Origin of the sequence: Chitinophaga sp. (assembly GCF_035761305.1) — a bacterium.
GTDB lineage: Bacteria > Bacteroidota > Bacteroidia > Chitinophagales > Chitinophagaceae > Chitinophaga.
This window is the reverse complement of the sequence record NZ_DASTRI010000152.1, coordinates 15,437-40,841: the sequence shown is the minus strand read 5'-3', so window position 1 is coordinate 40,841 and position 25,405 is coordinate 15,437. Positions and strand designations below refer to the sequence as shown.

Annotated in this window: 14 protein-coding genes; 8 read left to right on the top strand and 6 right to left on the bottom strand. The window is 51.9% G+C overall.

Features of this window, described 5'->3' with window-relative positions:
- Position 1: 1 nt before the first annotated feature.
- The 5 genes from VFS25_RS13235 to VFS25_RS13215 all read left to right on the top strand — a co-directional run bounded on the left by VFS25_RS13235 (position 2) and on the right by VFS25_RS13215 (position 6,806).
- On the top strand, positions 2-2,659 hold the full coding sequence (locus VFS25_RS13235; RefSeq protein WP_326462628.1) for a deaminase domain-containing protein: 2,658 nt from the start codon (positions 2-4) through the stop codon (positions 2,657-2,659).
- A 3-nt stretch (positions 2,660-2,662) separates the two neighbouring features.
- Positions 2,663-3,115: an SMI1/KNR4 family protein gene (locus VFS25_RS13230; RefSeq protein ID WP_326462627.1), complete on the top strand. Its 453-nt coding sequence runs from the start codon at positions 2,663-2,665 to the stop codon at positions 3,113-3,115.
- A gap of 42 nt (positions 3,116-3,157) precedes the next feature.
- On the top strand, positions 3,158-4,510 hold the full coding sequence (locus tag VFS25_RS13225) for a PKD domain-containing protein (RefSeq protein WP_326462626.1): 1,353 nt from the start codon (positions 3,158-3,160) through the stop codon (positions 4,508-4,510).
- Entirely contained in the window at positions 4,503-6,230 is a 1,728-nt protein-coding gene (locus VFS25_RS13220; RefSeq protein WP_326462625.1) for a hypothetical protein, read from the top strand. Before VFS25_RS13225 ends, VFS25_RS13220 begins: the two co-directional genes overlap by 8 nt.
- Positions 6,231-6,296: 66 nt before the next feature.
- Positions 6,297-6,806 carry a hypothetical protein gene (locus tag VFS25_RS13215; RefSeq protein WP_326462624.1) on the top strand — a complete coding sequence of 170 codons (510 nt, stop codon included), beginning with the start codon at positions 6,297-6,299 and terminating at the stop codon, positions 6,804-6,806.
- Between the two features lie 198 nt (positions 6,807-7,004).
- Here the strand turns inward: VFS25_RS13215 and rnhA are convergent, their stop codons facing one another.
- Both rnhA and VFS25_RS13205 read right to left on the bottom strand, forming a co-directional pair.
- A complete protein-coding gene (gene rnhA / locus VFS25_RS13210) occupies positions 7,005-7,463 on the bottom strand; it encodes a ribonuclease HI (RefSeq protein ID WP_326462623.1) in 459 nt (152 codons plus the stop codon).
- 129 nt (positions 7,464-7,592) lie between these two features.
- Positions 7,593-9,230: an acyl-CoA carboxylase subunit beta gene (locus VFS25_RS13205; RefSeq protein ID WP_326462622.1), complete on the bottom strand. Its 1,638-nt coding sequence runs from the start codon at positions 9,228-9,230 to the stop codon at positions 7,593-7,595.
- 141 nt (positions 9,231-9,371) lie between these two features.
- Here VFS25_RS13205 and VFS25_RS13200 point away from each other — a divergent pair, with 141 nt between their 5' ends.
- The gene (locus VFS25_RS13200; protein WP_326462621.1) at positions 9,372-9,833 is read left to right on the top strand and encodes a DinB family protein; all 462 of its coding nucleotides are present in this window, start codon (positions 9,372-9,374) and stop codon (positions 9,831-9,833) included.
- On the opposite strand, the gene VFS25_RS13195 is transcribed toward VFS25_RS13200, so the two are convergent.
- The 3 genes from VFS25_RS13195 to VFS25_RS13185 form a co-directional block, all read right to left on the bottom strand.
- Positions 9,834-10,766: a helix-turn-helix domain-containing GNAT family N-acetyltransferase gene (locus VFS25_RS13195; protein WP_326462620.1), complete on the bottom strand. Its 933-nt coding sequence runs from the start codon at positions 10,764-10,766 to the stop codon at positions 9,834-9,836. It abuts the gene before it with no gap.
- Positions 10,767-10,865: 99 nt separating this feature from the next.
- On the bottom strand, positions 10,866-15,233 hold the full coding sequence (locus tag VFS25_RS13190) for a hypothetical protein (RefSeq protein WP_326462619.1): 4,368 nt from the start codon (positions 15,231-15,233) through the stop codon (positions 10,866-10,868).
- Positions 15,234-15,264: 31 nt separating this feature from the next.
- A complete protein-coding gene (locus tag VFS25_RS13185; protein ID WP_326462618.1) occupies positions 15,265-20,865 on the bottom strand; it encodes a hypothetical protein in 5,601 nt (1,866 codons plus the stop codon).
- A gap of 207 nt (positions 20,866-21,072) precedes the next feature.
- Between VFS25_RS13185 and VFS25_RS13180 the strand changes: the two genes are divergently transcribed.
- Complete coding sequence (locus tag VFS25_RS13180; protein WP_326462617.1) at positions 21,073-22,761, top strand: hypothetical protein; 1,689 nt, start codon at positions 21,073-21,075, stop codon at positions 22,759-22,761.
- Between the two features lie 125 nt (positions 22,762-22,886).
- On the opposite strand, the gene VFS25_RS13175 is transcribed toward VFS25_RS13180, so the two are convergent.
- Complete coding sequence (locus VFS25_RS13175; RefSeq protein ID WP_326462616.1) at positions 22,887-24,200, bottom strand: PQQ-dependent sugar dehydrogenase; 1,314 nt, start codon at positions 24,198-24,200, stop codon at positions 22,887-22,889.
- A gap of 524 nt (positions 24,201-24,724) precedes the next feature.
- Between VFS25_RS13175 and VFS25_RS13170 the strand changes: the two genes are divergently transcribed.
- Positions 24,725-25,333, top strand: coding sequence for a hypothetical protein (locus tag VFS25_RS13170; RefSeq protein ID WP_326462615.1), 609 nt, complete (start codon positions 24,725-24,727; stop codon positions 25,331-25,333).
- The last annotated feature ends 72 nt before the right edge of the window (positions 25,334-25,405 follow it).

Sequence of the window (25,405 nt, the reverse complement as noted above, 5' to 3'; positions counted from 1 at the left end):
CATGAAACGACTGTATTATATCATCATTTTCATTATTGGTTTGGCAGGCAGCCCTCATGCCGGCTATGCAACGGGGAATGACAGTATCATAGATGCCAAAGCTACCGCCATAAGTGAGCAGCTAATGGCCCGGATGGAGGCCAATGAACAATTAATACGGGAGGGTAAAGGCGACCAGGCCAGCTACCTGGTTCTTGATGATCAGCCACCGGCTTCCTTCTTCAGGTACTTCACCAGTGAGGAAGCCCGCAAGCTATGGATAAAACGCGGCTTCCTATCAGAGTTGATCCTGCAGGAAGATATATCCGTTCACATGAACCAAATGAACGAATGGATAAATGAGCTGCGCAAAACCTACCTTGAAAACACCGCCTATAAGGACTATAAGATCTATTTTGTTATATCCGGCATTTACAACTATGACAATGTAGAGGCGAAGGCGCCGGACATTGACTGGAGCGAAAAACGTTCTATTTCCTATAACAACAATATAAAACCGTCCGGGCAACAGGGGTTTTCCGATGCCGAAAAGCTCCTGTTAGGAAAAATCCTGCAAAAGGTAAAAAATCGTCCTGATAATAAGCCCCTGGTAACCGCCATGCAGAAGGAAAAGTATATCATCTGCTTTTTATTCAACCTGTACCGGTATTTTCCAGGGGTACATACCCGGTTTGTACAGGGCAGTGAGCTATCCAGCACTGGTATAAAAGTGGTAAAAATAAGTGTACCCAATACTTTCATGATAAGCGGCTACTTTTATAGCCCGCAGATCACCAGCAATTTTATACAAAGCTTATCGGCCTATAGTGTAAATCACATGAATAATTCCGTGGGCGATGCCCCGCAGGACATTACCAGCCGGAACGACTTTCTTGCGCAGCACATCAGGAACGTTTATTTATATTTTTCCACCCTTACAGGAAACGACCTGGCAACAGTGGACTGCGAAAAAGACGACAAGCTGAGGGACAGGCTGGAACAGCTGTATAAAAACCCCATGCCCAATGCCATCACGTCCATTGCGGCCTCCTTAAATGACCTGTCTGTTGCCACCCGTAAATGCCTGCTGAACCAGCTGTCGCAGGCTACTGTTTGCGGCGATGCTGATAACTGGATATTGCGGATCAATGCCTGTGAAAACATCATTATGGATGTGCTCAAAAGCACGCCGCCCGAACAGAAGCGGCAGCTGATGGATTATTTAAATGACAATAACGATGTACTGAGAGGGCTTATTAACCGCATACATGACGAAGGCGGCGGAAATGAAAGCTACACTGCATTTGTTAACCTGGTGAGCCAGTATGCTTACGATGTTTATAACAACGATCTTTCCGCTATAAAAGCTGACGCCAGCTTCTGCTCCTGGTTAAGCTATAATCCTGAAACAGATTTCAATGATTATTCAAAGGATGTAATTGTTGATTACTATGATAAAAATGACCTTTACTTTCAATTCAGGAATTATACCGGCCTTTGCTCCGAGCAGGTATTTAATGCAGATGGCAGCATAGGTTATGCTGCAAAGAAGTTCCATGCGAAGCCCTTTGATTTTATAGGCATCATCCCCCAAACCGACCTGCCTTTTAAATTTACGCTGGACAACCAGGCAAAAAGCACTTTAGGGCAAAAGATATTTGTACCGGCTATTATGCTGTACTGGAATATACACAAGACCGGTACTTTCAATATCAAGAAAGACGCCATGATAGCTGTGAACGTAGCGGGCTTTTTCATGGGAGGCACTACCTGGCTGGCCACCGGTTCTGCGCTGGCAAAAGTATTCACAGCAGCAGAAGGGGTAACTACATTAGGTAATGTGATAGCCAACACGCCGGATATTAAACAACGGATATTAAGTAAAGAAGGCGGCCAGGAGCTGCTAAGCACCATCGATAATATAAATGCCATAGCCGGTGTTTCTAATTTAAGTTATTTAACTTTAGCCAGGTTAAACCGGGCTGTAAAATTATGGCGGGTTTACGAAACGGACAGGCTGCTGGCCTCTGCTCCTAACTTTGAGGTTGTTTCCACCAGGATGAACCAGCTGGAGCAGGCCATGGTGAAAGACGGGCTTGTTTATACCAAGGGATGGGTTGTAAAAGCCGCCGGGGTTATAGACGACGCCATAGCAGCTGCAGCGCCCTACCTGGATGAGTTAAAGGCTTTAGGCGTTAGTGTGAGAAAGATGACGCAGGCTGAAGCGGATGCGCTGGCGGCAATAAAAAGCAGCAATAATATAAGGGACGAAGTGAATATAGCCAAAGCGGAAGTAACGCTGAAAAACGGGGAGTCATACACCAGTCATGCTGCTAGTGGATATCCCGATCCTAAAGCCAAAAACATTTTAACCAATCCCCCCGGAGCGGCACATCCCAAAAAGGGTAATTCCATTTTCGAGAAATATACTTTTAAAGCAGGAGGAACGCTCAGGCTCAATGATACCGAAGTTAAACTACTGGAAGAATTTGCTTTAAAACACGGTGTAGTGCCAGGAAGATTAGCAGATCCCGTTTTAACCAATGTGGAAGGGAATATCAAACTATATACGCAACTTTGTCCGTGTGCATCCTGCACAAAAGTAATTAAGGCTTTTAGAACTATTTTCCCGAACGTAAACATTGAAATTGTAACAACACCCATCAGATCGTTTAAATAGCATATGAATAAATATATCAACTTTATTGACCTGCAATCATTGCCCCAGGCAGCCGGGGCAACCGGGGAGGCGCTAACCCATGTGGAACAAAAGTTGGGAATGCCCATCCCTTTAAGCCTGAAAGAATACCTGCTGATAATGGGTAAGAATAAACCATTATTATTTGAAGAATGGGACTACCATGGCATAGATGACATCCTGTATCTGCATGAATGGATATACGAATGGATAAACCGGTATAAAAATGAGGGCATACAGCTGGACGGCCTGGATCACGTTATTCCATTCTATAAATTCCAGGACACATTTTTCTTTATTCCAGCCGGAGAAAATGATAATCCGCCGGTATATGCCTTTGATATTGGTGATACGCCCGACGTGAGAAAGCTGGATGATTCATTTAGTGAATTCGTAAAACACAGATTTTTCAGGCTAAAGACCGGCAATAACCGATAAGGCTCAATGCCGGCCGGCAGCTAATGCGATCCCTATACACCTATGACCCGAACACTACCCTATACCCTGTTTCTCCTGGCCCTCCTTATCAGCGCCTGCTATAAAGAGGTGGACCGACCGCTGACCGTAGATTTCACCTATGTGCTGGCCGACAGCTCGCATACCGTGCCGGCCTCCGTGAACTTTACCAACCGCAGCGCAGGCGCCACCGGCTTTAAATGGACCTTTGAAGGCGGGGAGCCAGGCGTTTCCGGGTATGAAAACCCCGGCACCGTTACCTTTCAGCAGGCCGGTAACTACAAGATCACACTGGAAGCCTGGAACGACGACACCCGGCAAACCAAAACCCTGGAGATACACCTGGACAGCGCCGTAACAGTGGCTTTTGATGCAGACATACAGGTAAATGATTTTTCACCGGTAGCTGTAAAGTTCACTAACCGCACTGTGGGCGCCAGCACCTGTAAATGGACGTTTGAAGATGCCACACCTGCCACGGCAAACGGTCCCGCGCCGCCTGTTGTAACCTTTACAACACCCGGCCCCCACAATGTAACCCTGCAGGTAAGCAACGGCGGGCAGCAGTTCTCACTCAGCAAAACCATTACAGTAAAACCACCGCTGCACACGGCTTTTGACATAACCCCCTCTTTCCAGGACGATGACCTGGAAGCACCGTTAACGGCTATACTGAAAAGCACCAGCAGCAGCTACCTTATACAAAAATGGCAGGCATCCGGCGGCGGCGTGCTGGCCAGTGATACAGCCTCCAATACTACGGTGTACTTCCGCGATCCTGGTACCTATACCATTACACTTACCACCGGCAATAATAAAGACAACCAAACCATTACTAAAACCATTACGGTAAAGCCTAACACCCGCCTGCGCACGCTTACCGATGTGAAGCTGGGCATCAGCACCGCCCATGCGGATATTGGCTGTTTTTACTCCACCCGCCTGCGCAGGGCGTTTAAAAAAGGCGACGACCTTACCAGTGCAGGCAAAGAAATTGACCTGGTGTTTTTTGGACTGAACCGCAGCTTTACCTACAACAAATTTGTTTCGCCCGACTCGGCGGCCAGCTATACTTTTCCCACCATACCCGGCGCCACGGCAACGCGGTTCATTAACAAGCAGGAGCAGTGTAACTGCAGCCTCTCCCCGTTTACAGCGGCTGATTTTGACAATATGCTGAACGATGCGCCCCTGCAAAACCTGCAGCTGCCCGCCGGCGCCACCGGCGGCATACAGTTTAACAGCGATGTATTGCCCCGCATTGTATTATTCCAGACAGCCGACGGGCGTAAAGGCGCTGTTAAAATAAAAGACTACGTGCTGGAAGGCAGCACGGCCTACATATTAGCGGACATTAAAATTCAGAAATATGAGTAAGGCCGCCCGCATCCTGTTCCTGTACGCAGGGCTGTTGTTACCCCTGGGCGCCTTTGCGCAGCAGGTTGACCTGGAGCATATCGGCGATATGTTCGGCAGGGGCAAACCCTTTAAAGTAAACGGCGGTTTGAACGCCAGCACCGTGCTTAACAGCGGGGGCGGCTACGGCCGGCAGCCCTTTACCTGGTTCCTGAACGGCAACCTCAATGCCAACCTGTTCGGGCAGCTGAACCTGCCGTTTTCCTTTAACCTTACCAATGCCGGCGCAGGCTACTCCTATCCGACCATGCCTAACCGCCTTAGCCTGCACCCTACTTATAAAGGCGTTACAGCGCATATTGGCGATGTATCTATGTCGTTTTCACCATACACACTGAACGGGCACCAGTTTACCGGTATAGGCGTTGACGTGATGCCGGAAAGCGACTGGAGCATCAGCGTTATGTACGGGCGCCTGCTGCGCGCAGTAGACTATGACAGCACCAACCGCAGCGTGCTGCCCAGCTACCGGCGCATGGGCTACGGCGCCAAGCTGGGACTCATGAAAGAAAAGTACGCCCTGGGCATAAGCTTTTTACGGGCAGCCGATAAAACAGATCCCATGCAGTACCTGCCCGATACCCTGCACATTTTTCCCAAAGCCAACCTGGCCGTGAGCGTTACCGCCATGGTGCGGCCCCGCAAAGGGCTGGAGATCACCGCCGAATATGCCAACAGCGCCATGAAGCTGGATAAGCGGGATAACAACGGCGTAGCCAAACAATCCGGCGGCAATATACTGGGCAGCATTTTCATGTACGACCAGCGGCGCACCTATTTTTTTAAAGCCATTAAAGCCGGTATCAACTACTCGTTTTATAAAAGCACCATCGGCGTGGGCTATGAACGGGTTGACCCCGGCTACCAAACGCTGGGCGCCTATTACATGAATAACGACCTGGAAAATATTACCGTTAACTTTTCACAGCCTTTCCTGAAAGATAAAGCCAATATAGCCGTGAACGTAGGTTACCAGCGCGATGACCTGAACAACACCAAATCAGGCGCCACTTCGCGCATGGTAAGCTCGCTCAACGCCAACTTTATGCCTAACGAAAAGTTCAACGCTAACTTTAACTACTCTAACTTTCAAACCTATACGCATATAAAGCCGCAGTTTGAATACATTAACCAAACCGGCCCTTATGTGGATATGGACACGCTGAACTTTAAGCAGATCTCGCAGAGCGCTGCCCTGAACCTGAACTACAGCATCCGCCGCAATAAAACCAGGAGCCATAACCTGAACATGAACCTCAGCATACAGGACGCCGCTGACATCCAGAACGGCGTGCTGTGGAAAGGCAACGGCTCCCGCTTTTACAACAGCAGCACCGCCTATACGCTGCTGCTGATACCCCGGCAGATGAGCTTTTCCGGCGCTTTTAACCTGAGCTATAATACCATTGGCCGCAGCAATTTCCTCACCCTGGGCCCTACCCTGGGCATGAATGCAAAGCTGTTCAACAAAAGAACCACCGCAGGCTTCAGCACTTCCTATAATGCCAGCACCAACGACGGGCAGCAGCAGGGGCAGGTGCTGAACCTGCGCATGAATGCCGGCTACCTGTTCATGAAAAAACATAACTTTAACATGAACGCGGTGCACCAGACCCGCTGGACGCCTAAAGGTACCACCAGCAACCTTACCGCCACCCTCGGGTATAATTATAACTTTTAAAGGAATTTGCTTTTCTTTATACCGGTAAATTTTAACCGTTCAATTTAAAAACCTGTACCTGAACCTATGAAAAAACTACTCCTGTGCGTAGCTGCTGCAACTACCCTCTTAACGGCCTGCAGCAAAAACGATGATAAACAACCCGGCGACAATTACTTTACTGTAGACGGCAGCTCCTTTACCACCACCAATGGATTGCTGCAGAACTTCGGCCCCGACCTGGGCGAGCTATGGTTTTCCAGCATTCCTTTAAGCGCCACAGCCAACGGTAAAATAGACCTGGTTTATTTTGAGGTAGATACGCTGATCTCCGGTCAAACCTATACTTACATGCCTGCCGACTCCAGCGCCTTTGACCGTAAGAAACACTTTTCTGAAGCAGGCTTTGTTTATAACGGCAAAATAACTACCGGCGAGATAGATGAAAATGAAGGCACTGTTGACCTGGAAATTAAATCGGGCACTTTAACGGTTAACAAACAGGGGGATGATTACACCATTGATTATAACCTGCTGTTCAAGAGCAGCAAAACCGTAAAAGGGAATTATAAGGGAAAGATCAGGGTTACGGATTAACAATAGCGTTTATAACGGCAAGGCCTGTACCTTTTTTTAAGAGACGCTTACCGCGAAAAAGCCTGATTTGAAAAGCTGAACGCAGCACGTAAAACGCCAAAAAATGTACAGGCCTTTTTATTGCCCCGCCCAGGGGCTGCAGCCGGGGAAAACGGAAATTACATCATACTTTGATAGTTCCCGGCTATTCAAAACCGGTTAAACGCCCTGCTCAAAACCCTCATCTACCAGCCAGGGGCCGTTATCAGCGGCAAAGGTGGCTAATTCATCGCAACGGTTGTTAAAGGGATTGCTGGCATGGCCTTTTACCCACACCATCTTTACCCGCTGCTTTTTGTAAGCGGGGATAAAGCGCATCCACAGGTCTTTATTTTTCTTATCCTTAAACCCCGTTTTTACCCAGTTCCACAGCCACCCTTTTTCGATGCTGTTCACCAGGTATTCGCTGTCTGTAAAAATAGTGATGTTTAACCCCTCTTTTTTCATGGCTTCCAGCGCAACGATCACGCCCATCAGCTCCATGCGGTTATTGGTAGTGCGGCGGTAGCCCTGCGACAGCTCTTTCCGCAATGTTCCCCACATGAGTATTACGCCATAACCGCCCGGGCCAGGGTTGCCACGCGATGCACCGTCTGTATAAATGGTAATTTCCGACATAAGCCGCAAAGATAATTGTCAATTACGAAATGCGAATTACGAATTACGAATTGGGGAAAGGTTTATATGTATTGGTGTTTGCCAGTTGGCATTCATGAATGCTTCGCATTTCGTAATTGAAAATCATAATTAAACCTGGAACACGCCCACCTGAAACGCGCCTTCCACCGGCGCCTGGTTAGCGGCGGTAATGCCTTCGGAAATTACTTTGCGGGTATCGGCGGGGTCAATAATATCGTCTACCCATAAACGGGCAGCGGCATAATAAGGGGTGGTTTGGCTGTTATATTTTTCTGTGATGGCGGAAAGCAGCTTTTGCTCTTCTGCCGGCGTTATTTCCTCTCCTTTGGCTTTCAGGGACGCTACCTGTATCTGCAGCAGGGTTTTTGCAGCCTGCTCCCCTCCCATTACCGCTATTTTGGCGCTGGGCCATGCATAAATGAAACGGGGGCCGTAAGCTTTGCCGCACATGGCATAGTTACCCGCGCCGTAAGAGTTGCCGACAATAATAGTGATCTTGGGCACAATGGAATTAGATACGGCATTTACCAGTTTGGCGCCGTCTTTAATAATGCCGGCATGTTCGCTGCGGCTGCCTACCATAAAGCCGGTTACATCCTGCAGGAACACCAGGGGTATTTTTTTCTGGTTACAGTTCATAATAAAGCGGGCGGCCTTGTCGGCGCTGTCGTTGTAAATAACGCCGCCCATCTGCATTTCGCCGCGCCTGCTTTTTACGATCTTCCGCTGGTTGGCTACAATGCCTACTGCCCAGCCGTCAATGCGGGCATAGCCGCACAAAATGCTTTTACCGTAATCTTCTTTGTATTGCTCAAATTCGGAGTTGTCTGTAAGGTGAGCTATCAGCTCCAGCATGTCGTACGGCCTGGTGCTGTCGGCCGGCAGTACGCTGTACAGGGTTTCGGGGTCCCTGGCCGGCGGCGCAGGGGCAATGCGGTCAAATCCTGCATTGGCAGGCGCGCCCAGCTTGCCCATAATTTTGCGGATGTGATCCAGGCAATCTTCATCTGTTTTGAATTTATAATCCGCAATGCCGGAGATCTCTGTATGTGTTACGGCCCCGCCTAACGTTTCCGCATCAACGGTTTCACCGATAGCCGCTTTAACCAGGTAAGGGCCGGCCAGGAAAATAGAGCCGTTGCCTTCTACCATCAGCACCTCATCGCTCATAATGGGCAGGTAGGCGCCGCCGGCCACACAGCTGCCCATAACGGCTGCAATTTGCGTAATGCCCATGGCGCTCATGCGGGCGTTGTTATAAAATATGCGGCCAAAGTGTTCCTTATCAGGAAAAATTTCGTCCTGCATGGGCAGGTACACGCCGGCGCTGTCTACCAGGTAAATAATGGGCAGGTGGTTTTCCAGGGCAATTTCCTGCAGGCGCAGGTTTTTTTTACCGGTAAGCGGAAACCAGGCGCCTGCTTTTACGGTCATGTCATTGGCTACAATTACGCACTGGCGGCCGCTTACATATCCAATACCCGCTACAGTACCCGCAGCGGGGCAGCCGCCATGCTCCGTGTACATATCATATGCGGCAAAAGCGCCGATCTCTGTAAACGGGGTGTCTTTATCTACCAGGTAAGCAATGCGCTCCCGGGGGGTGAGCTTACCCCTTTGCTTTACTTTTTCGAGGTTCTTTTTACCGCCGCCCTGCTCTATCACAGCCAGGCGCTGCTTTAAGGTGCTAACGGCCATCCGCATGGCATCTTCATTCCGGTTGATCTCCAGTTGTTGCTGATCCATAGCTCTGTTATTTATTGCTAAATGTAACGAAGAATACACACATGATGAAAAAAGGCGGTAAATACACGGGAATGAAATTTGATGCGTGAGCGGAATAATTGTACATTTAATTACCACGGTAACCTGTAAACTGCAAGTATCATGTCACATCTCCAATTCCTGGCACAATCACTCCAAAACCTGTACAACGGTACTCCCTGGATAGATGTATATTTTACCGAACACCTGCAACGGACCAACGCGCAGCAGGCGGTACAGAATTTTAACGGTTCCAATAACATCTGGCAGCTGGTGAACCACATTATTTACTGGAACCAACGGGTGCTGCGCTACATCCGCAATGAACAACCGGAACAGGAAGGCGACCTGCCGGATTTTTATTTGCCTGAAAATCATGGGGAAGATAACTGGCAGGCCACGGTGCACCGCCTGCAGCATTCCATTGAGCAAACGGCAGAAGCGATCCGCACTTTCCCGGAAGACCAGCTGTATGAAAACTTTCCCGGTACCGATAAACCTGCTGCGTATTATTTTCACGGCGTGGTAGAACATGCAGCCTATCATTTGGGGCAGATTGTGCTGCTGCAGAAATACAGCAGGTAATTACCTGCTCCTCCACTCATACCTCACTTCCTTCAGCCGATGCCCCCACATTTGCTGCGGCACCTCTTCTGTTTTAACAAAGCCGGCCTCTAAATAAAGTTTGGCAGCAGTGGTTTGCTGATCGGTGGTAAGCAGGTACACATGCTTATATTGTTTTTCGCGGCAAAAATCCATGGCATCCTGCACCAGCTTTTTGCCCAGGCCAATGCCCCGCATATCCGGGTGCACCAGCAGCCAGCGCAGCTGCGCCTGCATTTTGGAATGCCCCGCAATAGCCACCGCGCCTACAATACGGTTATTGTAGGTTGCCAGGAATACCCGGTCTTTAGAGGGATGATAGTGCTGCAGGAAATCATAGAACGTTTTGCACACATAGGCTTCAAACTCCAGGTTGTAGCCGGTTTCTTTTGCATACAGCTCGCCATGCAGGTAAATAAGGTAGCCGGCATCGCCGGGGAGCAGCTCATGGCGGAACACAATATCCGGAAGGGCAATGGGGCGGCGCTCTGAAAGCGCCTGCTGTATGGTTTGCATGCTGTGCACCACGGCCTGCTGCTGCCCCGCGCTCAGCGGCGCCAGCACATCGGCTATCTGCCGGCTGGAGCGCGCGTCCAGGGTTTGCATCAGCTTTTTGCCTTTGGCCGTAAGCTGCAGGTAACGGGTACGCGCATCTGTAGCAGCGGGGCGGCGGCTTACGATCCCGTTCTTTTCAAAGTTCTTTAAAATGCGGCTCAGGTAGCCGCCGTCAATCAGCAGGCTTTCTATCAGCTGGCCTGCGGTGCAGTTACCGGTATTGCTTATTTCATATAGCACCCGTACTTCTGAGAGCGAAAAAGGGCTGTCCAGTATATGCTGGTCCAGCAGGCCAATCTGCCGGGTGTAAAAACGGTTGAACCGGCGAATGGTATTTACGTTGTCGATATTGGCAGACATAAAATTGCGCTTGTATTGGATTGCTAATATCCAAACAAAAGTTGACAATGTCAACTAAATTATTTGACATTGTCAAATAATCCGCCGACGGGTTATAAATCAGCTTTCACAGGTTGGGCAGCACACAAACGGCACTTCTGTTAACGGCGACGTACGCAGTATGCGGTATTTGCCCAGCGCATTGGTAAGGGCATACTGGCTTTGCAGCTGGCGCGCCTCAATGGCTGCATACACCTGCGGATTATTGGCGGTAAGCCGTTTGATCTCCGGCAGGGAAAGGCCAATGTGCTCGTATATGCTGGTAATATTGCCAAACACCTCTACCACCAGCACGCTCAAAGGCGCATCTTCGGGCAGGCCCAGCTCCAGCAGCAACGCGGCTATCTCTTTATTGTCCCAGCTTACGGCGGCTGTTTTCACCTGGTCTTTAAATATGGCTACCTGCGCGCCGGCTACCAGCGATGCGGTGGTGAAGCTTTGCGCAGCTACCGGCGTTGCCTTTACGGGCGCATCCTGCAGGGCGTCATATGCCTGCAGCAGCTTGCGCGATGTATCGCGGTCCAGCTCCACTATTTTCCCCGCAGCGCGTTCTTTAACCACCTGGTCCAGCTTGCGCTGTGTAAGCGGGTCAAGGCGCAGGGTGTTCACCTCATTTAACATGGTAAGGTTGGTAAGCAGCACGCCGGCCCTGGCCGGTTCATCGGTTTGCTCTACCGTCCAGCGGTTCAGCTCCTGCCGGCCGGCGTTGTACAGCAGGCCAAAATCACGCTCCGGTAATTTTACAGATACGGGCGCTGACAGCTGCATCAGCTTTTCATCCAGCAGGATATTGCGGTAAGCCAAACCATCCGCCTGCATTACCTGTGCATACAGCACGCAATGCATTTGCGTACGCGGCGGATCGGGCGTTACATTCCTGCCCTGCCATACAGCTTTGGCATAAGGAGCGCTTACGTACACACGGTCTTTATCGCGGTTCACATTGCACAGCAAGGTGGGTGCGGGGTGCTGCATGCCCGTAACCCTGAGCGGGCGGCCAAAGCGGCCCTGGGCAGTGCTCCACAGGTTTTCCTTCCCGTCTTCCGCATTGCTCCAGTGCCCGTGCCCTATGCGGAATTCATAGGTAAAAAAGCCGAACAGCTCTGGGCTTTCGGGGTGCAGGCCCGGGGGCAGCGGCAGCAGGTAATGCAGGTTATCATCATCCGCAGCCTTTTCCATGGCCTGCATGGCGCTAAGGCCGGCCATGTCGTCTGTTTGGCCGGGCGTAATGCTGCGTGTGTATTCGGGATCAATGGGAAGCGGCGGATCTTCTGTTACATCATTGGCAATGCCGATGTTGTTGCTCAGCAGCTGGTCAGGCGCATATTGCAGCACGCGGCAGAAAATGGTGTCGTGCGGGTCCTGCACGGGTTCTTCCAGCTCTATCCACAGGTAGCGCTGCCGCGGTTCTGTGGCGCTGTAGCGCTCATTCTTTTTGTATGGCGAAAAAGCAATGCCCACACTGGCCAGCTTGGGCACCTGCGCCGGTATTACGGTAGCCGGCAGGTCCAGCTGCTCCTGTGCAAAGGTGGCCGGTGCGCCGTGGCCGGGTTTAAAGCGCGGGGTAATGGCATAGGTTACCTGCAGCTCGCCGGGAAAGCGCAGCTGCCCGTTGGCCTGTTTGAGCGCGGTTTTAGGCTCAATGGCGTCAATGAACACCAGCGTGGTGTCGTTGCGGTTTACCACGCCAAATTCGTCGGCGGTAAGCGATTCAAAGGAGGCGTAATGTTTCAGCTCAATGTCGCCTAAAACATCCAGCACTTCTGCTTCTGCACCGGTATCATGCTTAAATTTCTTCGTGCGGCTAATGATAAAGCTGGTGTCCTGCAGGGCATCCCAGCTCCAGTCGCGGTTAAGGCGGTACACAATGCCGCCTATCCAGTGGTTCGAGAGGTCGCCTTTGGAGGAAAAGGTAATGCTGCTATGGTCCGGCGACAGGTGGTGCCGTATTTTACTGTTGCAGCCAAACACCACGCGCTCCCCTTTTTTACCTACCAGGGTGAGGTTGCGCGATGCCACGCCCAGCTGCTGCGCCAGGCGCTGCACCATATCCGGCATACGGTCAATGCTTTCGCGGATGAAGAACATGGAAGCAATGGCGCCGTCGTTCACAAACGGCGGATCGGGCTGCAGGTACACGCCCTGCACCGGCGACACATTGGCCTTGGGCAGCAGCAGGTCGTCTTCATTACCGGATTCCTTATAAAAGCGGAACTGCGTGGTTTTGCCATAGCGGCTGTCGAGGTCGGGATCAGCATCGTTAATAAAGCCATAGTAGCTGCTATCTCCTTCGCATACGGCGCGTATGGTAACGCGTATATGCCTGGCCGTAGGCAGCGGCAGCTCCGCCATGCCGTTAATGGCAGGCTTGTTCAGCGCAGCGTTATTAAACGGGTCGTCCTCATTGCCCAGGTTCAGGGAGGCTGCGTCGTGGAACACCACGGGCACGGTCAGCTCATCGTCAAACCCCGCGGGAAAGCTGCGGGTGGTGCGGTACAGTGTTATATAATTTTCCGTTCCGCTGTCGCTCAGCAGGTTGTCGAGCCGCAGGGTTTCCACTTCCACCTTTATGGCCACCGTCACTACATCCGGGTCGGCAATGGCGGGGTTTTTACTGTCGCCTGCTTCGGTAGACTGTATCAGCAGGGCCACGGGGTCCTGGCCGGCCAGCTGGTACTTGCCGGTAAACACTACGGCAGGGTAGTTCAGCAGCGGGCGGCGTATGTGCAGCACGGGGTTGCTGTCGAAAGTGTGCACATCGCCGGCCACGGTTTCATTAAAATATTCCGCTGCTGTGCTGATAATGGCGGCCGGTTTTTCAATACGGCAAAGGCCGGGAGCAATGTATCTTTTAAAATGGCGTTTAGCCGTTGGGGATGGCGCATTATTAAACAGCTGCTCGCCAATGGCCGGGCCGCCGCCGCTTATATCCATCATGCGCACACGAAACTCGTAGGTGTTGCCGTAGCGCAGCTGTACGGCGGCTGGCACTTCATCAAACAGGTTATCGGGCGGCACATTCTTGGGGCCTACCACCTCTCCTGCATCATTCTTTTCCACCCCTTCATTATTGCGGTAAATGAGCACAGCGTCCTGGTCTTTCAGCACCAGGCTTTTGCTTATCCAGTTGGTAAAGTACATGGGCAGCCAGTAAGCGCCGTTGGTATCGTTATCGGGCTGCGTGGGAAATACCTGGAAGGGCAGCTCCACCTCTTCATTTGCGCCGTTGCCCATAGCTGCGCCGCCGATGGTGTATGCCTGTTTGCTGCGAACCAGGTTAAGGCTGCTCCAGCCGGGAGCGCCCTCCTGCTGCACATCTACACGGTAGCCATACACACCCAATGGCGCATCTACCCTTTTGCCGGGCTCCAGCGGGTTTTGCGCCAGCTGGCGGATGTACCAGATAAGTATCTGCTCATCATCCCAGGCCAGGCGTATGCCTGCATCCTTTACCGGGTGCGCGCCGTCCTGCTGCTCGCTTAGCAGGTTGCTGCTCACGGGCTGCATGGCGTGCACTATCTTTGCAAAACCATCATTATACTCATTCAGCTCGGCGAATATTTTGTCCCACTCTCCTTTAGGCTCAGGATCTACCGCATCAATGGCTTTGCGGTACATTACAGGAAACAGCAGCGGCGCAAATACCGGGCGCTTTTCATCTACCACCAGCTTAGGTATGCGGGCGGCATAGCGTTTTATAAAGGGACCGTCTGCATCTTCCAGCAGTGCATTTTGTACAGGCACATAGTCGGCGTTCACCAGGTCGGCGTACAGGTAGCAGCCTTTTTCAAACAGGGCGGCGTTGTTCTCAACAGATACCTCTGTTTGATAAATCATGCCGCAGGCCTTTGCCAGCATGGGTTGGCGCAGGATGTGCGCAAACACCTGCCCCCAGCTCAGATCATCGTTGTTGGTCCAGCCGGGCTTTTTCTTGGTGTCTTTACGGATGGCGCAATGGTAGCTATCGTCTGTACGCGCATTGGGATGCCGGGGTGAGGTAAAGTTGAATGATTCGCGGTAGCTGAGCGGCAGGTATTTGCGCACGCTGGTTGATTCGGGGATCACAGCCTCTGCCTTATCCGTGGTATTATCTACATTTATTTTAGCGCCCAGGTCTGCTGCAATGGCCTGCAGCAGCGGCTTTTTATTGGCGGCGGCGGTAACGGCCACGGGTATTTTCACCGGTACGCGCCCGGCGGCAGTGGCATTGCTCAGGGGCCATTCATCCAGGCCTTTTACAATGCCCAGCTCAAACTGCGGCGCCAGGTCGGCAAACGGAACGGCATTATCATCCGGCGCAGGTAATCCTGTGGCGTAAGGTGCAAAGGGGTCCTGGTTGCGGGGGATCAACACAATATTGAGGGCCAGTTTTTTCCCGTCAAACCCCTGGGGGAATACCATTACCGTATATCTTCTTTTGGCTTCCATGTGTACTGTTTTTATTGGAGGCGGGCAGCGCTTACGCGATCTGCCGGTCTTCGCCCCAGGTTTTTGAAAAGCTGATGTCGATGATGAGGAATATGCTGATGTCCAGCGCAAAGGTGACCTGTGCGGAGGTTTCTGTTTTGCTGCCGCTTTTTTCAACAATGCCTTTAGCTTCTATGCTGATGGTTACACATACCAGGCCGCCCAGCAGCTCTGCGTTGCCGCGGAACAGCATCATGGCGGTAATAACCACTTTATCTTTATCGGCATACATTTCAATGCCTACCATGAACGTAACGCTGGCATGGCCTACCACCGGCAGGCTTACCACTATCTGCACGCCAAAAGCAAAGGCCAGCGTGAGGTTGGGGCCTACCTTGGTATCGCAGGCTATCTTTACATCCACAGATCCCTGCGCGAAAATGGAGCCCACGCCTACGGACATGCACATTACGCTGATGCCGCCGTGGAACTGCAGGAAAGCGCCTGCTGTAGGCAGCAGCTGCCCGGGATCGGTAGTTACCTTTAATGCGGCGTTGAAGTACACGCCTACTCCCAGCGAAGCTTCGAGCTTCAGGGGTGTTTGCGCGCTGTTATACAGCTCGTCTGTTGGCGGAAAACGTACCAGCGGTATTTCCTTGGTGGCTTCAAACTTATATTCCCATATTTCGCCGCTGTTGCTCATAGCTATTTTCAGCCCGCGCTTCATTGCTTCGGCATAATTGCCCTGGCTTAGCTGCGCCAGCACTTCCAGGATGTCTATTACCGGCTGCAGCGCATCGCTGAACTCAATTTCCGGCACGGGCAGGCCAATATCGTTGCCGCCTTCATAACCGCTTTCCTTATTCTTGGCAGCATCAAAGTTGCCTTTGATGGTGATGAGCTTTTTCATATCGCCCAGGTCAACAATCATGGAAAGGTTGTTCACGCGGCTTTTCCACTGGTTGGCCATGTCGCCGGCAAAGGAGTCTACATCAAAATTCAGCTTGCCATCGCCGTAGGCGCTGTCCGGCTGCGGGTGCGTTTTCTTTTTTTCGGTGGCGTAATGAATGTAAATGCGCAGGCCTTCTGTGTTAACCAGGGGAATATCAAACGGCGGTATATCAAAGTTCATGGCTTTATCGATAGCGCCGTTGAGCCCTTTCTGCAGCAGGTTCATGCCCTGCTTTACCACGGCTTCGCCAGCCTTTTCAGCTTCAACGGCCAGCAGCTCCAGCACCTGCGTACCGCCGTCCTGCAGGGCATTGGTAACAAAGGCTACGGCGTTGTTGCCCGCGCTGTCAATACCATTGAGCATGGGCATGGCTTTGCCGAAATTATCTATGGCATTGCCTATGTTGGGAAAAATGCCGTTGCCTGTCATCAGGCGGTAAGCATCCGCAAAAATGGGCGGCGTTTTGCTCAGCAGCATTTTCTGCGCCTTGCCATATGCGGGTGTAAGGAACAATGCCTTTTGGGTGGCCGTGCTTTGCAGGTAGCCGAAGTTAATGGTGTTGGCGGCCGGCGGGCGCAGTATTTCCAGCGGGTGGGCTATGCGCAGCAGCTGGCTGGTTACCACGGCGGGATCTATCACCACATCCTTCTTCCATTTACCGGTACGTATAAGCGGTACAGTTACACCGGTTGGCAGGGCGGTTACTTCACCGCTGCCGGCATTGTGCTGCACCATGGCCCAGCTGCCGTCTTTAGGCAGGAACACATTGCCGCGGGCAGCCACCACAAATACCGTGTTGCCGCCGGCATCTACCGACGAGCTTACGTCAAAGCGGTTCAGGCGCATCTGCTGATCGCTGCTGTTAATATCCACCACACAATCCAGGTCGCCGCCAATGCTGTTGCTTTGCAATGCCAGCAAGGCTTTCAGCTGCGCAACGGTTAAGGGTTTGCCGGCAGGCGCTACCTGCACGTAACCCAGTATTTTTTTTGATACCACGCGCTTTTCAATATGCCCCTGCACTACGTTCTCAATCTCCACATCCGCATCAAAGTACACACCGCCGCATTTTACCGGCTCGTGCAGGGTGTTGCCGGAGGTGTTGGTATAAATCTGCCCCTTAATACCGTTGAGGTAATCGGTATTATTCGGAATATCATTAGTATCGGTGTATTCCACTACGGAAGGCGCATCCTTGATGTTGCGCACGTTGAACAACCCTTTGATAATACCGGGATGGAACTCATAGGGCTCATGCTCGGTTACAAAATCAGCGGGGTTGGTGGTATAGGGATCTACGCCTTTCTTCTTATAGCGGTAAGAGAAATCGAACTTACCGTCGCTTTCGGCTTTCCAGCCGCTATCGGTACGGTACACATACCCGGTGCCGGTGCGGAACAGCGTAATGGTGCGCACTACACGTATGCCCCAGGGATACAGGATGCTGCGCACCTGTATTACCTCATGGGCGGTGCGGCCCAGCATTACATCAAATTTTGCCTGGCTGGTTTGCGCCATGGCAGCGGAAGGACTTAACCAGTTGCTGAACATGCTGGCGCCATAACCGGTAATGTCCATACGGCTTACCGGCACGCCGCGCGAGTCTTTTACCAGGTTGGATAAACTAAGCACGCCGGTGAGGAACTCGTTATTGAATATTTCCGTAACACGGTGCCCCAGGTTGCTGGCCAGGGTGGGCTGGCCGGTAATGCTTAACAGGTTATTCAGCTGCACTACATAGCCGGGGAACATGGGCGAGTCGTTGCCCATTTCGGGATCTGTTTTACCAAAGGCGCCGGCTATCATGCGCAGCTGTATGCCGCCCTGCAGCTTATAGGTGCCATCCTCCTGCTTGCGGAACAGGGGCCGTACATTGGCCATATCGGGCTTTTGCGGCTCAACAAAGTGTTTGGATATATAGCTGATGCCTTTGAGGCCAAAGGGCAGCGTAAAGGCCGATACCGTAAAGTTCTGCGGGTTGCTCTTAAACTCGTCCAGCAGGGAGGTGACTACTGGTACGGGCGCCAGGGCCACCGGCTTTGTATTGTTATTCCAGGTGCGCGTGGGGCCGCCGTCGTCCGGGAAGTATATAAAGCCTGCTTCCGGGTCCATAGGCAGCTTGGGCGAAGTATTATCCAGCGGATCTTCCCGGTCCGGCGGCGTAAGGTTAATCACCGGCTCCCAGGCAAACTGCGGCAGCGCAAAAGAGCGCACCAGTGTGCCCGGCGTTTTCACCTGCATGCCTTCCACAATGAACGGAAAGCCGGTAGCGGCGGTTACCACGGCTGCCTCATTCACGGCGGCGCCGCCGGCTATATTAGGACCGCCCGGCACTACTGTGCCGGTTTTTACAATGATCATCTGCCCGCTTACGCTGATGCCCAGCTGGTTGGCATTGCTGCTTACATCCAGCAGGGCAAAAGGTTCTGCATTCAGGCGGCTGCCAACAATGGCGTTATCCCAAAGGTTCGTGTAACCGTAGCCTTTATTGGCTTCCGCAATCTGCCCCTGCAGGGCCTGTCCGTCCAATGTTGTGTCCAGCGCGGGCTGTGGCTGGTTTGGCAAGGTAACGGTAAAGTCGGGGCGCAGGGTAAGCTTTTCAAGGAAAGCGTTATTTTCCGCCGTTGTTTTTTCTAACGAGGCGGTATTGATCTTTACCGCGGTTCCTACAGCGCCAAAAGCGGCCAGCGCCCGCGGTACAACGGCTGCGCGGGTAGCATTGGCGGTGAGCAAAGCGCTGCGGGTAAGGGCGGCATTGCGGGTAAGCGCCGCCGCACCTGTGTTTGCGGCAGGTGCTGGCGGCGCGGCGGCGCCTGGCAGCGTCGTAACGTCGCCGGGCGGCAGGGCGCCAAAGTGAAAGCCGGTGTTTACATCATCTGTTGCATCATCAACAGGGCTGTACTTTACAGCGCACAGCAGCATGCTGATGGGGATGGCGGCCAGGTTGCTGCGGGTACCGTTTTCCCGGCCAAACAAACGTTCCCAGGTGCGCAGGTTGCCCACATAAGGATCGGGTAAGGTGGGCAGGTAACGGTACAGTACAAACGATAAAAAGAAGTTGGCGCGGGTTACCTGCGTCCAGGCTTCATTGCATTCGCCGAACAGCAGGCAGGCATTTACCGGCGACACGGTGAACACCGCATTTTCCAGCGCAATAGCCACCGGCTTCACCGCCGGTACGGCGGTTACATTCACCGGCTGGTTATCGGCAATAATATTATCATCATACAAATAAACCAGGCGGCGGGTATCACTGGCGGCCATCATTAACAGGGAAGAGCGGGAACGGATGTCAAACACTTCGCCATTCACCTTTACCGGGCGGTCTGTTTTAAAATCGCTGTTGCACACGGTACTTACAAACTCCTGCCCCTGTGGGCTGCTGCTGCTGTAAAAGAATGGCGCGCCGTCGGCAAATACCAGGTCAACCGAACAGCGGCGCGGATGCTGCGCATCTTTCCAGAGGTCCAGGTGTTCCGATGCCCCGCTGATATTGGACAGCAGGTCAATGATCACAATGGCGCCGGGGGCGCCGGCTATAACGGGCTGGGTTAAACGTACCTCTTCATCGTGCAGGTTGGTCCATACGGCGCGCAGGCCGGCGTCGCACTGCAGCAGCAGGCCGCCGTTGCCTTCAGCTTCCAGCGGGTGGCTTACATCCAGCACCGCGGCCGGCAGGCTCCAATAGCTGTTTAAGACAGCTGCTGTGCCGGAAAAGGTAACAAAAGGGCTTTTGCTGGATGTAACCGTGAGCTGCGGCGCATCCGCCATCCAGGGCACCAGCACCTGGTGAAAGGTATCGTTATAAATAAGCGCGGGGTTGGGCACCGGCTGGTAAGCAAAGGTAAAAGGCTGGCCATACAGCTCGCAGGTGGCGTTGCCGATGGTCATGGTGGCAATGCGTTTGGTGGTGCCGCTCCAGGTAAAGTCCCAGGTTTCCGGCAGCTGGTATTTGGCGGCACGCGCATCGCTGCCACAGGCAGATGTGCCTGCAGCGCCATCATCCGCATCCTGTACCAGCTGCAGGGCAAAGTCAATGCTGGTATTGGGGTTCAGCGTTATCTTATTGTTCTGCACTGTAGGCGCCAGGCTTAGTTTCAGTGTGCCACCTTTTATTTTAACGCCCACAAACCGGTCAACCGGCGCGGTGGGCGACAGCAAACGCGCATTGATCCACATACTGCCCGCTGCCAGCGTATAGTTGCCCGCAGGCGCGCCTATAGGCACTATGCGCCCCACGGATGCAGTGAACAACAACACCGGCTGCGTGCCCATATACAGGGTAATGAGCTTTACCACGCGGTAAACATCTACCCATATTTCCCGGCCTTCGTTATTCAGGAAAGGGCCTATGGTTTCTACTGCTTTGGCGCCGGCGGCCCATTCCGGCACGCTGCCGGCCAGCTGCGCGCTGCGTACCGGCACACTACGTATATACACACGCAGGCCGTCATCTGTTTGTTGCCGGGATGCCTGTTTGGCAACAGCGGCAATGTTATCAAGACTGGCAGCGCTGATCTTATCACGGCTGTAAAGGTCTGAGTTGACAAACAGCTGTTCGCTGCCGGTATCGTCGCTATGCAAAAGGGAAGCTGCTATGCGTTGGCGGGCCTGCTGTAAAGCTTTTTCCTGCTCGGGCGTGGCAGCCGTTAAATGGCCGGTAATGCCTTCCAGCAGCGACGTTAATTGGGGTTCCGTCATGGTGCTCCTTATTAAAAGGTATGAATATTTTGGGGTGTAGGTGTTAGCCAGTCTATTGGGGTGACAATCTTCAATGTTCAATTAAAGCTACAAATATTCTGCAAAAACAAAAAAATAAATACGGAGGCTTTAAGGAGTGCTGCCTGTATTTTTGTTTACATTCCGTATATTCGATCATAACCATTTATTCTCAAAAGGCACTCCCTCATGCATAGCAGTAAAAAAAACCGGTCTGCGGCAAATCCTTTTCACCAGTCTGTGGCGCATCATGCATCACCTAAAGGCAGGGCTTTACCAGCCGTTTCTCCATTTCGCGCTACGGCGCCCGATACTGTTATACAACGTAAAGTAGGCTTTGAATTTGAAACTTCTATTCCTGTGTACGCAGGTGGTAAAAACATTATTGCAAAGAATGCGGGGCTGTATACCGGCGCTAACGGGTTATGGCATATTACGCCGGATGCCGGCAATATTGAATTTGTAACCGAACCGTTTGAAGAAGAAGGGGAAAAACCGGAAACAGAAAACCTGGTAGATACCATTGGGCAAATAACCGGCTTTGTATCATCACTTGATACGTTAAATAAGGCGCATACACCTGCGCAAGACACGCACGTGGAAGAGCAAGGGTCTGATGATGACTATGATGAGATGTTTGCACGGCTGCAGGCATTAAGCAGCCCGCCCCAAGGCCTCCCTTCCGGTAAAGACACCTTAACGCCGCCTGAAGAAGAAAAGGAAAAAACTGATGATGGTGATGATGACCTTTTTGCACGCCTGCAGGCATTAAGCAGCCCATCAGAAGATTTTCCTCCCGGTAAAGGCACCTTAACGCCGCCTGAAGATAACTACACGTATCTTAAAACGGTTGAAATGGGAACAGCCCACCTTCACCAGGGTGAAGATGTGTATGTTAAAAAAGAAGATAACATAGCATCCCTGTCATCCGCCGCGCCACAGGTTACCGGCGGTATTAATCTTGAAAATGTTTCTGCGCTGATTGAAAAAAGCCTTACAACAGATGTGCTGAAGGGTAGCATTCCCATGGAGGAAAGCCGGCACAATAACGATGCTATATTCCCGCAGGCGATAGCGCATGCAGGAGAATATATGAGGGCCATCGGGCAGCATGATGGTATAGATACGGCCAAGCTGCAGCAGCTGGTTACGCTCATTTACGTGTACCTGCTATCCGGCCAGGAGCAATCCGGCGTGCATGACCAGGCTAAATATGCCTTTCCAATGATGACGCGTATGAACTTCCTGGCTATTTATAATACGCTTGACGGGAACACGAAAAACGCCTTTTTCCCCGAGCTTATATTAACAGCGGGCGGGTTGGGCCACAACGTTCCTGTTTATGCCTATGGCTTCCTGGATTTTAAAGACAAGGAAGCACGTTTACAGGAAATAGCCACAAAAGAATTTGAGGAGAAAAGTAGGTTCCTGGCCACATCCTTTGGAAAAACTATATTGGGCAGGTCTGTGGAGGCGCTTATCAGCAGCGAAGCCGCAGGTTTGCCCACAGAAGCGTTCAGCAGCTACTTATCTCAAAATAAAGAGCGGATCATTACCGCCTACCGGAAAGACAATGATGATCTTAACAAACAAAGGATAACCCCCGAACGCGGGCCGGAAAGACTGGCCTGGCTTACCCAGCTGCAGCAGCAAAAAGACCTGATGTCCAGCGCACCGGTTACCAGTGGTATGTTTGCCAGCTCCCCCGCCATGGGTAAATATAACAAGCTGGATAATGACCACCTGGAGCGGCCTGACAAACTGATACAAATGGAGCTACGCCGTTTAAAAAAGGGAGTGCCGCCGGAAGACTGGATGGAGCTGGCCCTTAATCTTTTCAATATGTTCGCGGAAGTACAAAATAACCTGAAAAAATAAGCCGGACAAGTACGCTTGTCCGGCTCATGTATTCAGCGTTGTTGTGCAAAGAGCGCCGCTGTCACAGCTACACCGGCGCAGCTTTCGCCATCATGCCGCACGCTGGTGCATCATATGTCCATCGCTTACGGCTGCTTATAAAATATCCTGTAGATAGCGCCTCTTGCATCGTCAGATACATACAGGGAACCATCGGGGCCTTGCGCCAGGCCGCAGGGGCGGTGCTTGGCGTCGCCGGGAGATACCACGTTGTCTGTACCGGCAAAGCCGTCGGCAAACACTTCCCATTTGCCAGTAGGTTTGCCGCCTTCAAACGGTACAAATACCACGTAATAACCCTGCTGCTTTTCAGGCGAGCGGTTCCAGGAACCGTGGAAGGCAATAAAGGCGCCGTTCTTGTATTTAGCGGGGAACATGTTGCCGGTGTAGAACAGCAGCCCGTTAGGCGCCATGTGCGCAGGAAAAGCGATCTGCGGATCTTCCACACCTTCGCCTGCTTCTTTTTTACCATCGCCGCCATATTCGGGCGCCAGCATTTTCTTATGCTGCTCCTGGTCGTAGTAAATATAAGGCCAGCCGCAGTCTACTCCCTGTTTCAGCCGGTACATGCATTCGCCCGGCAGGTTAGCGGATTGCTGCTCCGTGAACAGTTTCGGGAACATGTCGTGCAGCTGGTCGCGGCCATGCTGCATTACAAACAGCGCGTCCTGGTCCTGGTTCCAGTCAAGTCCCACTACGTTGCGCAAGCCAGTGGCATAGCGGGTGCCGGTGCCGTAGGTCTGGTTCTGCTGGTCGGCCTTAAACTGCCATATACCGCCTGCGGAGTCCAGTACAGGACAGGGTTTCATGCCTTTGGAACCGGCGGTGCGGTCTTTTTCCTGGCAGGCATTGGAGTAAGCGCCTATGTTCACATAAATATTGCCGTTATTATCGAGCGCTATGGATTTGCTTTCATGCTGGTGGCGGTCTATTAAACCGGTAATGATCTTTTCCGGCTGGCCGGGATTCATCACATGGCTGCTGTCATCCAGCTTATAACGGAATACTTCCGTATCGGAAGAGGCATACAGGTAACCGTTTTTAAGCGCAATGCCGGTGCCGCCGTAGTTGCCGAAACCGGTTTGCTCATCGGCCTTGCCATCGCCATTGGCATCGTGCAGGCGGATAATGCCTTTACCATCCTTTAGGCTGTTGAGCTTTACATAAATATCGCCCTGCGGCGTTACCACCAGGTGACGCGCCTTACCAATGCTGTCCGCTACTTTAATAGCGCCAAAACCGGCCGGCAGCTTTAAGCCCGCGGTATCGGCATCAGATGTTAATGCAACCGGGGCAGTGGTATCTTTACCGGTACCTTCCCCACCCTGATGCCCACACGAAGTAAGCAAAACAGTACCGGCCAGCGATGCCAGTACCAGCGTTAAGCATGTTTTCTTCATAAACGTTTGATTATGGAAATTGAGGTAGTAAATTAAGCCGTTTTTTTGGTTTTTTAAAGCTGCAGGCGGTTTATGCCCCGCCGCTGTGAGGCCGGACCATGTTTGGCAGGCAAGGAAAAGCAGCCCCCTGCAACAATAGCAGCGCCGGAAGGATTTGCAGCCATGCGATACTAATAATTTAAATAGTAGCGCATAAAGCGGCCCGGCAGGAATAATCAAAACAGAACAGGCCGGCAGCTATTATGGACAATTATTGTTTGCCAATATTTTCAATATTTGTTTGATAATTAATCCACAAACCCTAATCCCTTACAAAATGACACCCCTCCCCATCCCTAGACGCCTATAACTCAGGCGCCGAATGGCACCGGGATTATGTTTATTACGGCATAACGCCTGCCAACACTACCGGCAAGTTCTCCAATCATTTCAGCGAGTTCATTGCTTCGTTTAATTTTACCAAACCGGAGCAGCTGGGTTTAATCAGCGATCAAACCGACGATCCAAAAGTTGTTTCCAGCAGCATGTTTGCTCCACCCACGTGGACAGACGGCCGCTTCGAGATCAGGATCAGCATCTTCATCAATGCCAAGAACGCGGTTGGGCAGGAGCTGAGGAAATCCTTTACCGCCACCGGAAATGACCTGTTCACCATCAACTATGACAGCACCAAATGGCTCATTGCAGGGCTATGGAAGTACACCTATAAATCCGTAACCCCTAAAGTATATTATCCCAATATTGAGATACTGCCGTGGGACCTGGATCTGTATGGAAGCGTATGGAAGTTTGCTGTTTCTGAGTTTGATCCGTCGGAAGAAATCACCAGGACCGTTACCAACACCACTACCTATGGCTCCAATTTTGAAATTAACGTGAGCACGGGGGAGAAGCTTAAAATAGGCGGTAAATTCGGGGCCAGCGCCACCACCACGCATACTGAAACCTACCAGTATAAAACAACGTTAAGCTCCGAAGACCTGGCGGAGGGCGTGCTGGATTTCCGCTCACCGGTCATTATCGGCATAAGCCAGATCTACATTCCGTTTATAGGCTACCGTACCATTTACAACACCTATGAGGTATCTACCGGCATTGTAAGCTTTTCCGTAGAGCCTAAAAGAGTTTACTAAGCATATTAAAATAGTAATGTCCCGCCGAATGGCGGGACATTACCCGGGCAGTGTTCAACAACTGATGGATGT

Excerpts from the sequence above, each read along its gene's own strand:
- VFS25_RS13235 (WP_326462628.1), top strand. The coding sequence starts at position 2 with ATGAAACGACTGTATTATATCATCATTTTCATTATTGGTTTGGCAGGC.
- VFS25_RS13230 (WP_326462627.1), top strand. The coding sequence starts at position 2,663 with ATGAATAAATATATCAACTTTATTGACCTGCAATCATTGCCCCAGGCA.
- VFS25_RS13225 (WP_326462626.1), top strand. The coding sequence starts at position 3,158 with ATGACCCGAACACTACCCTATACCCTGTTTCTCCTGGCCCTCCTTATC.
- VFS25_RS13220 (WP_326462625.1), top strand. The coding sequence starts at position 4,503 with ATGAGTAAGGCCGCCCGCATCCTGTTCCTGTACGCAGGGCTGTTGTTA.
- VFS25_RS13215 (WP_326462624.1), top strand. The coding sequence starts at position 6,297 with ATGAAAAAACTACTCCTGTGCGTAGCTGCTGCAACTACCCTCTTAACG.
- rnhA (WP_326462623.1), bottom strand. The coding sequence starts at position 7,463 with ATGTCGGAAATTACCATTTATACAGACGGTGCATCGCGTGGCAACCCT.
- VFS25_RS13205 (WP_326462622.1), bottom strand. The coding sequence starts at position 9,230 with ATGGATCAGCAACAACTGGAGATCAACCGGAATGAAGATGCCATGCGG.
- VFS25_RS13200 (WP_326462621.1), top strand. The coding sequence starts at position 9,372 with ATGTCACATCTCCAATTCCTGGCACAATCACTCCAAAACCTGTACAAC.
- VFS25_RS13195 (WP_326462620.1), bottom strand. The coding sequence starts at position 10,766 with ATGTCTGCCAATATCGACAACGTAAATACCATTCGCCGGTTCAACCGT.
- VFS25_RS13190 (WP_326462619.1), bottom strand. The coding sequence starts at position 15,233 with ATGGAAGCCAAAAGAAGATATACGGTAATGGTATTCCCCCAGGGGTTT.
- VFS25_RS13185 (WP_326462618.1), bottom strand. The coding sequence starts at position 20,865 with ATGACGGAACCCCAATTAACGTCGCTGCTGGAAGGCATTACCGGCCAT.
- VFS25_RS13180 (WP_326462617.1), top strand. The coding sequence starts at position 21,073 with ATGCATAGCAGTAAAAAAAACCGGTCTGCGGCAAATCCTTTTCACCAG.
- VFS25_RS13175 (WP_326462616.1), bottom strand. The coding sequence starts at position 24,200 with ATGAAGAAAACATGCTTAACGCTGGTACTGGCATCGCTGGCCGGTACT.
- VFS25_RS13170 (WP_326462615.1), top strand. The coding sequence starts at position 24,725 with ATGTTTGCTCCACCCACGTGGACAGACGGCCGCTTCGAGATCAGGATC.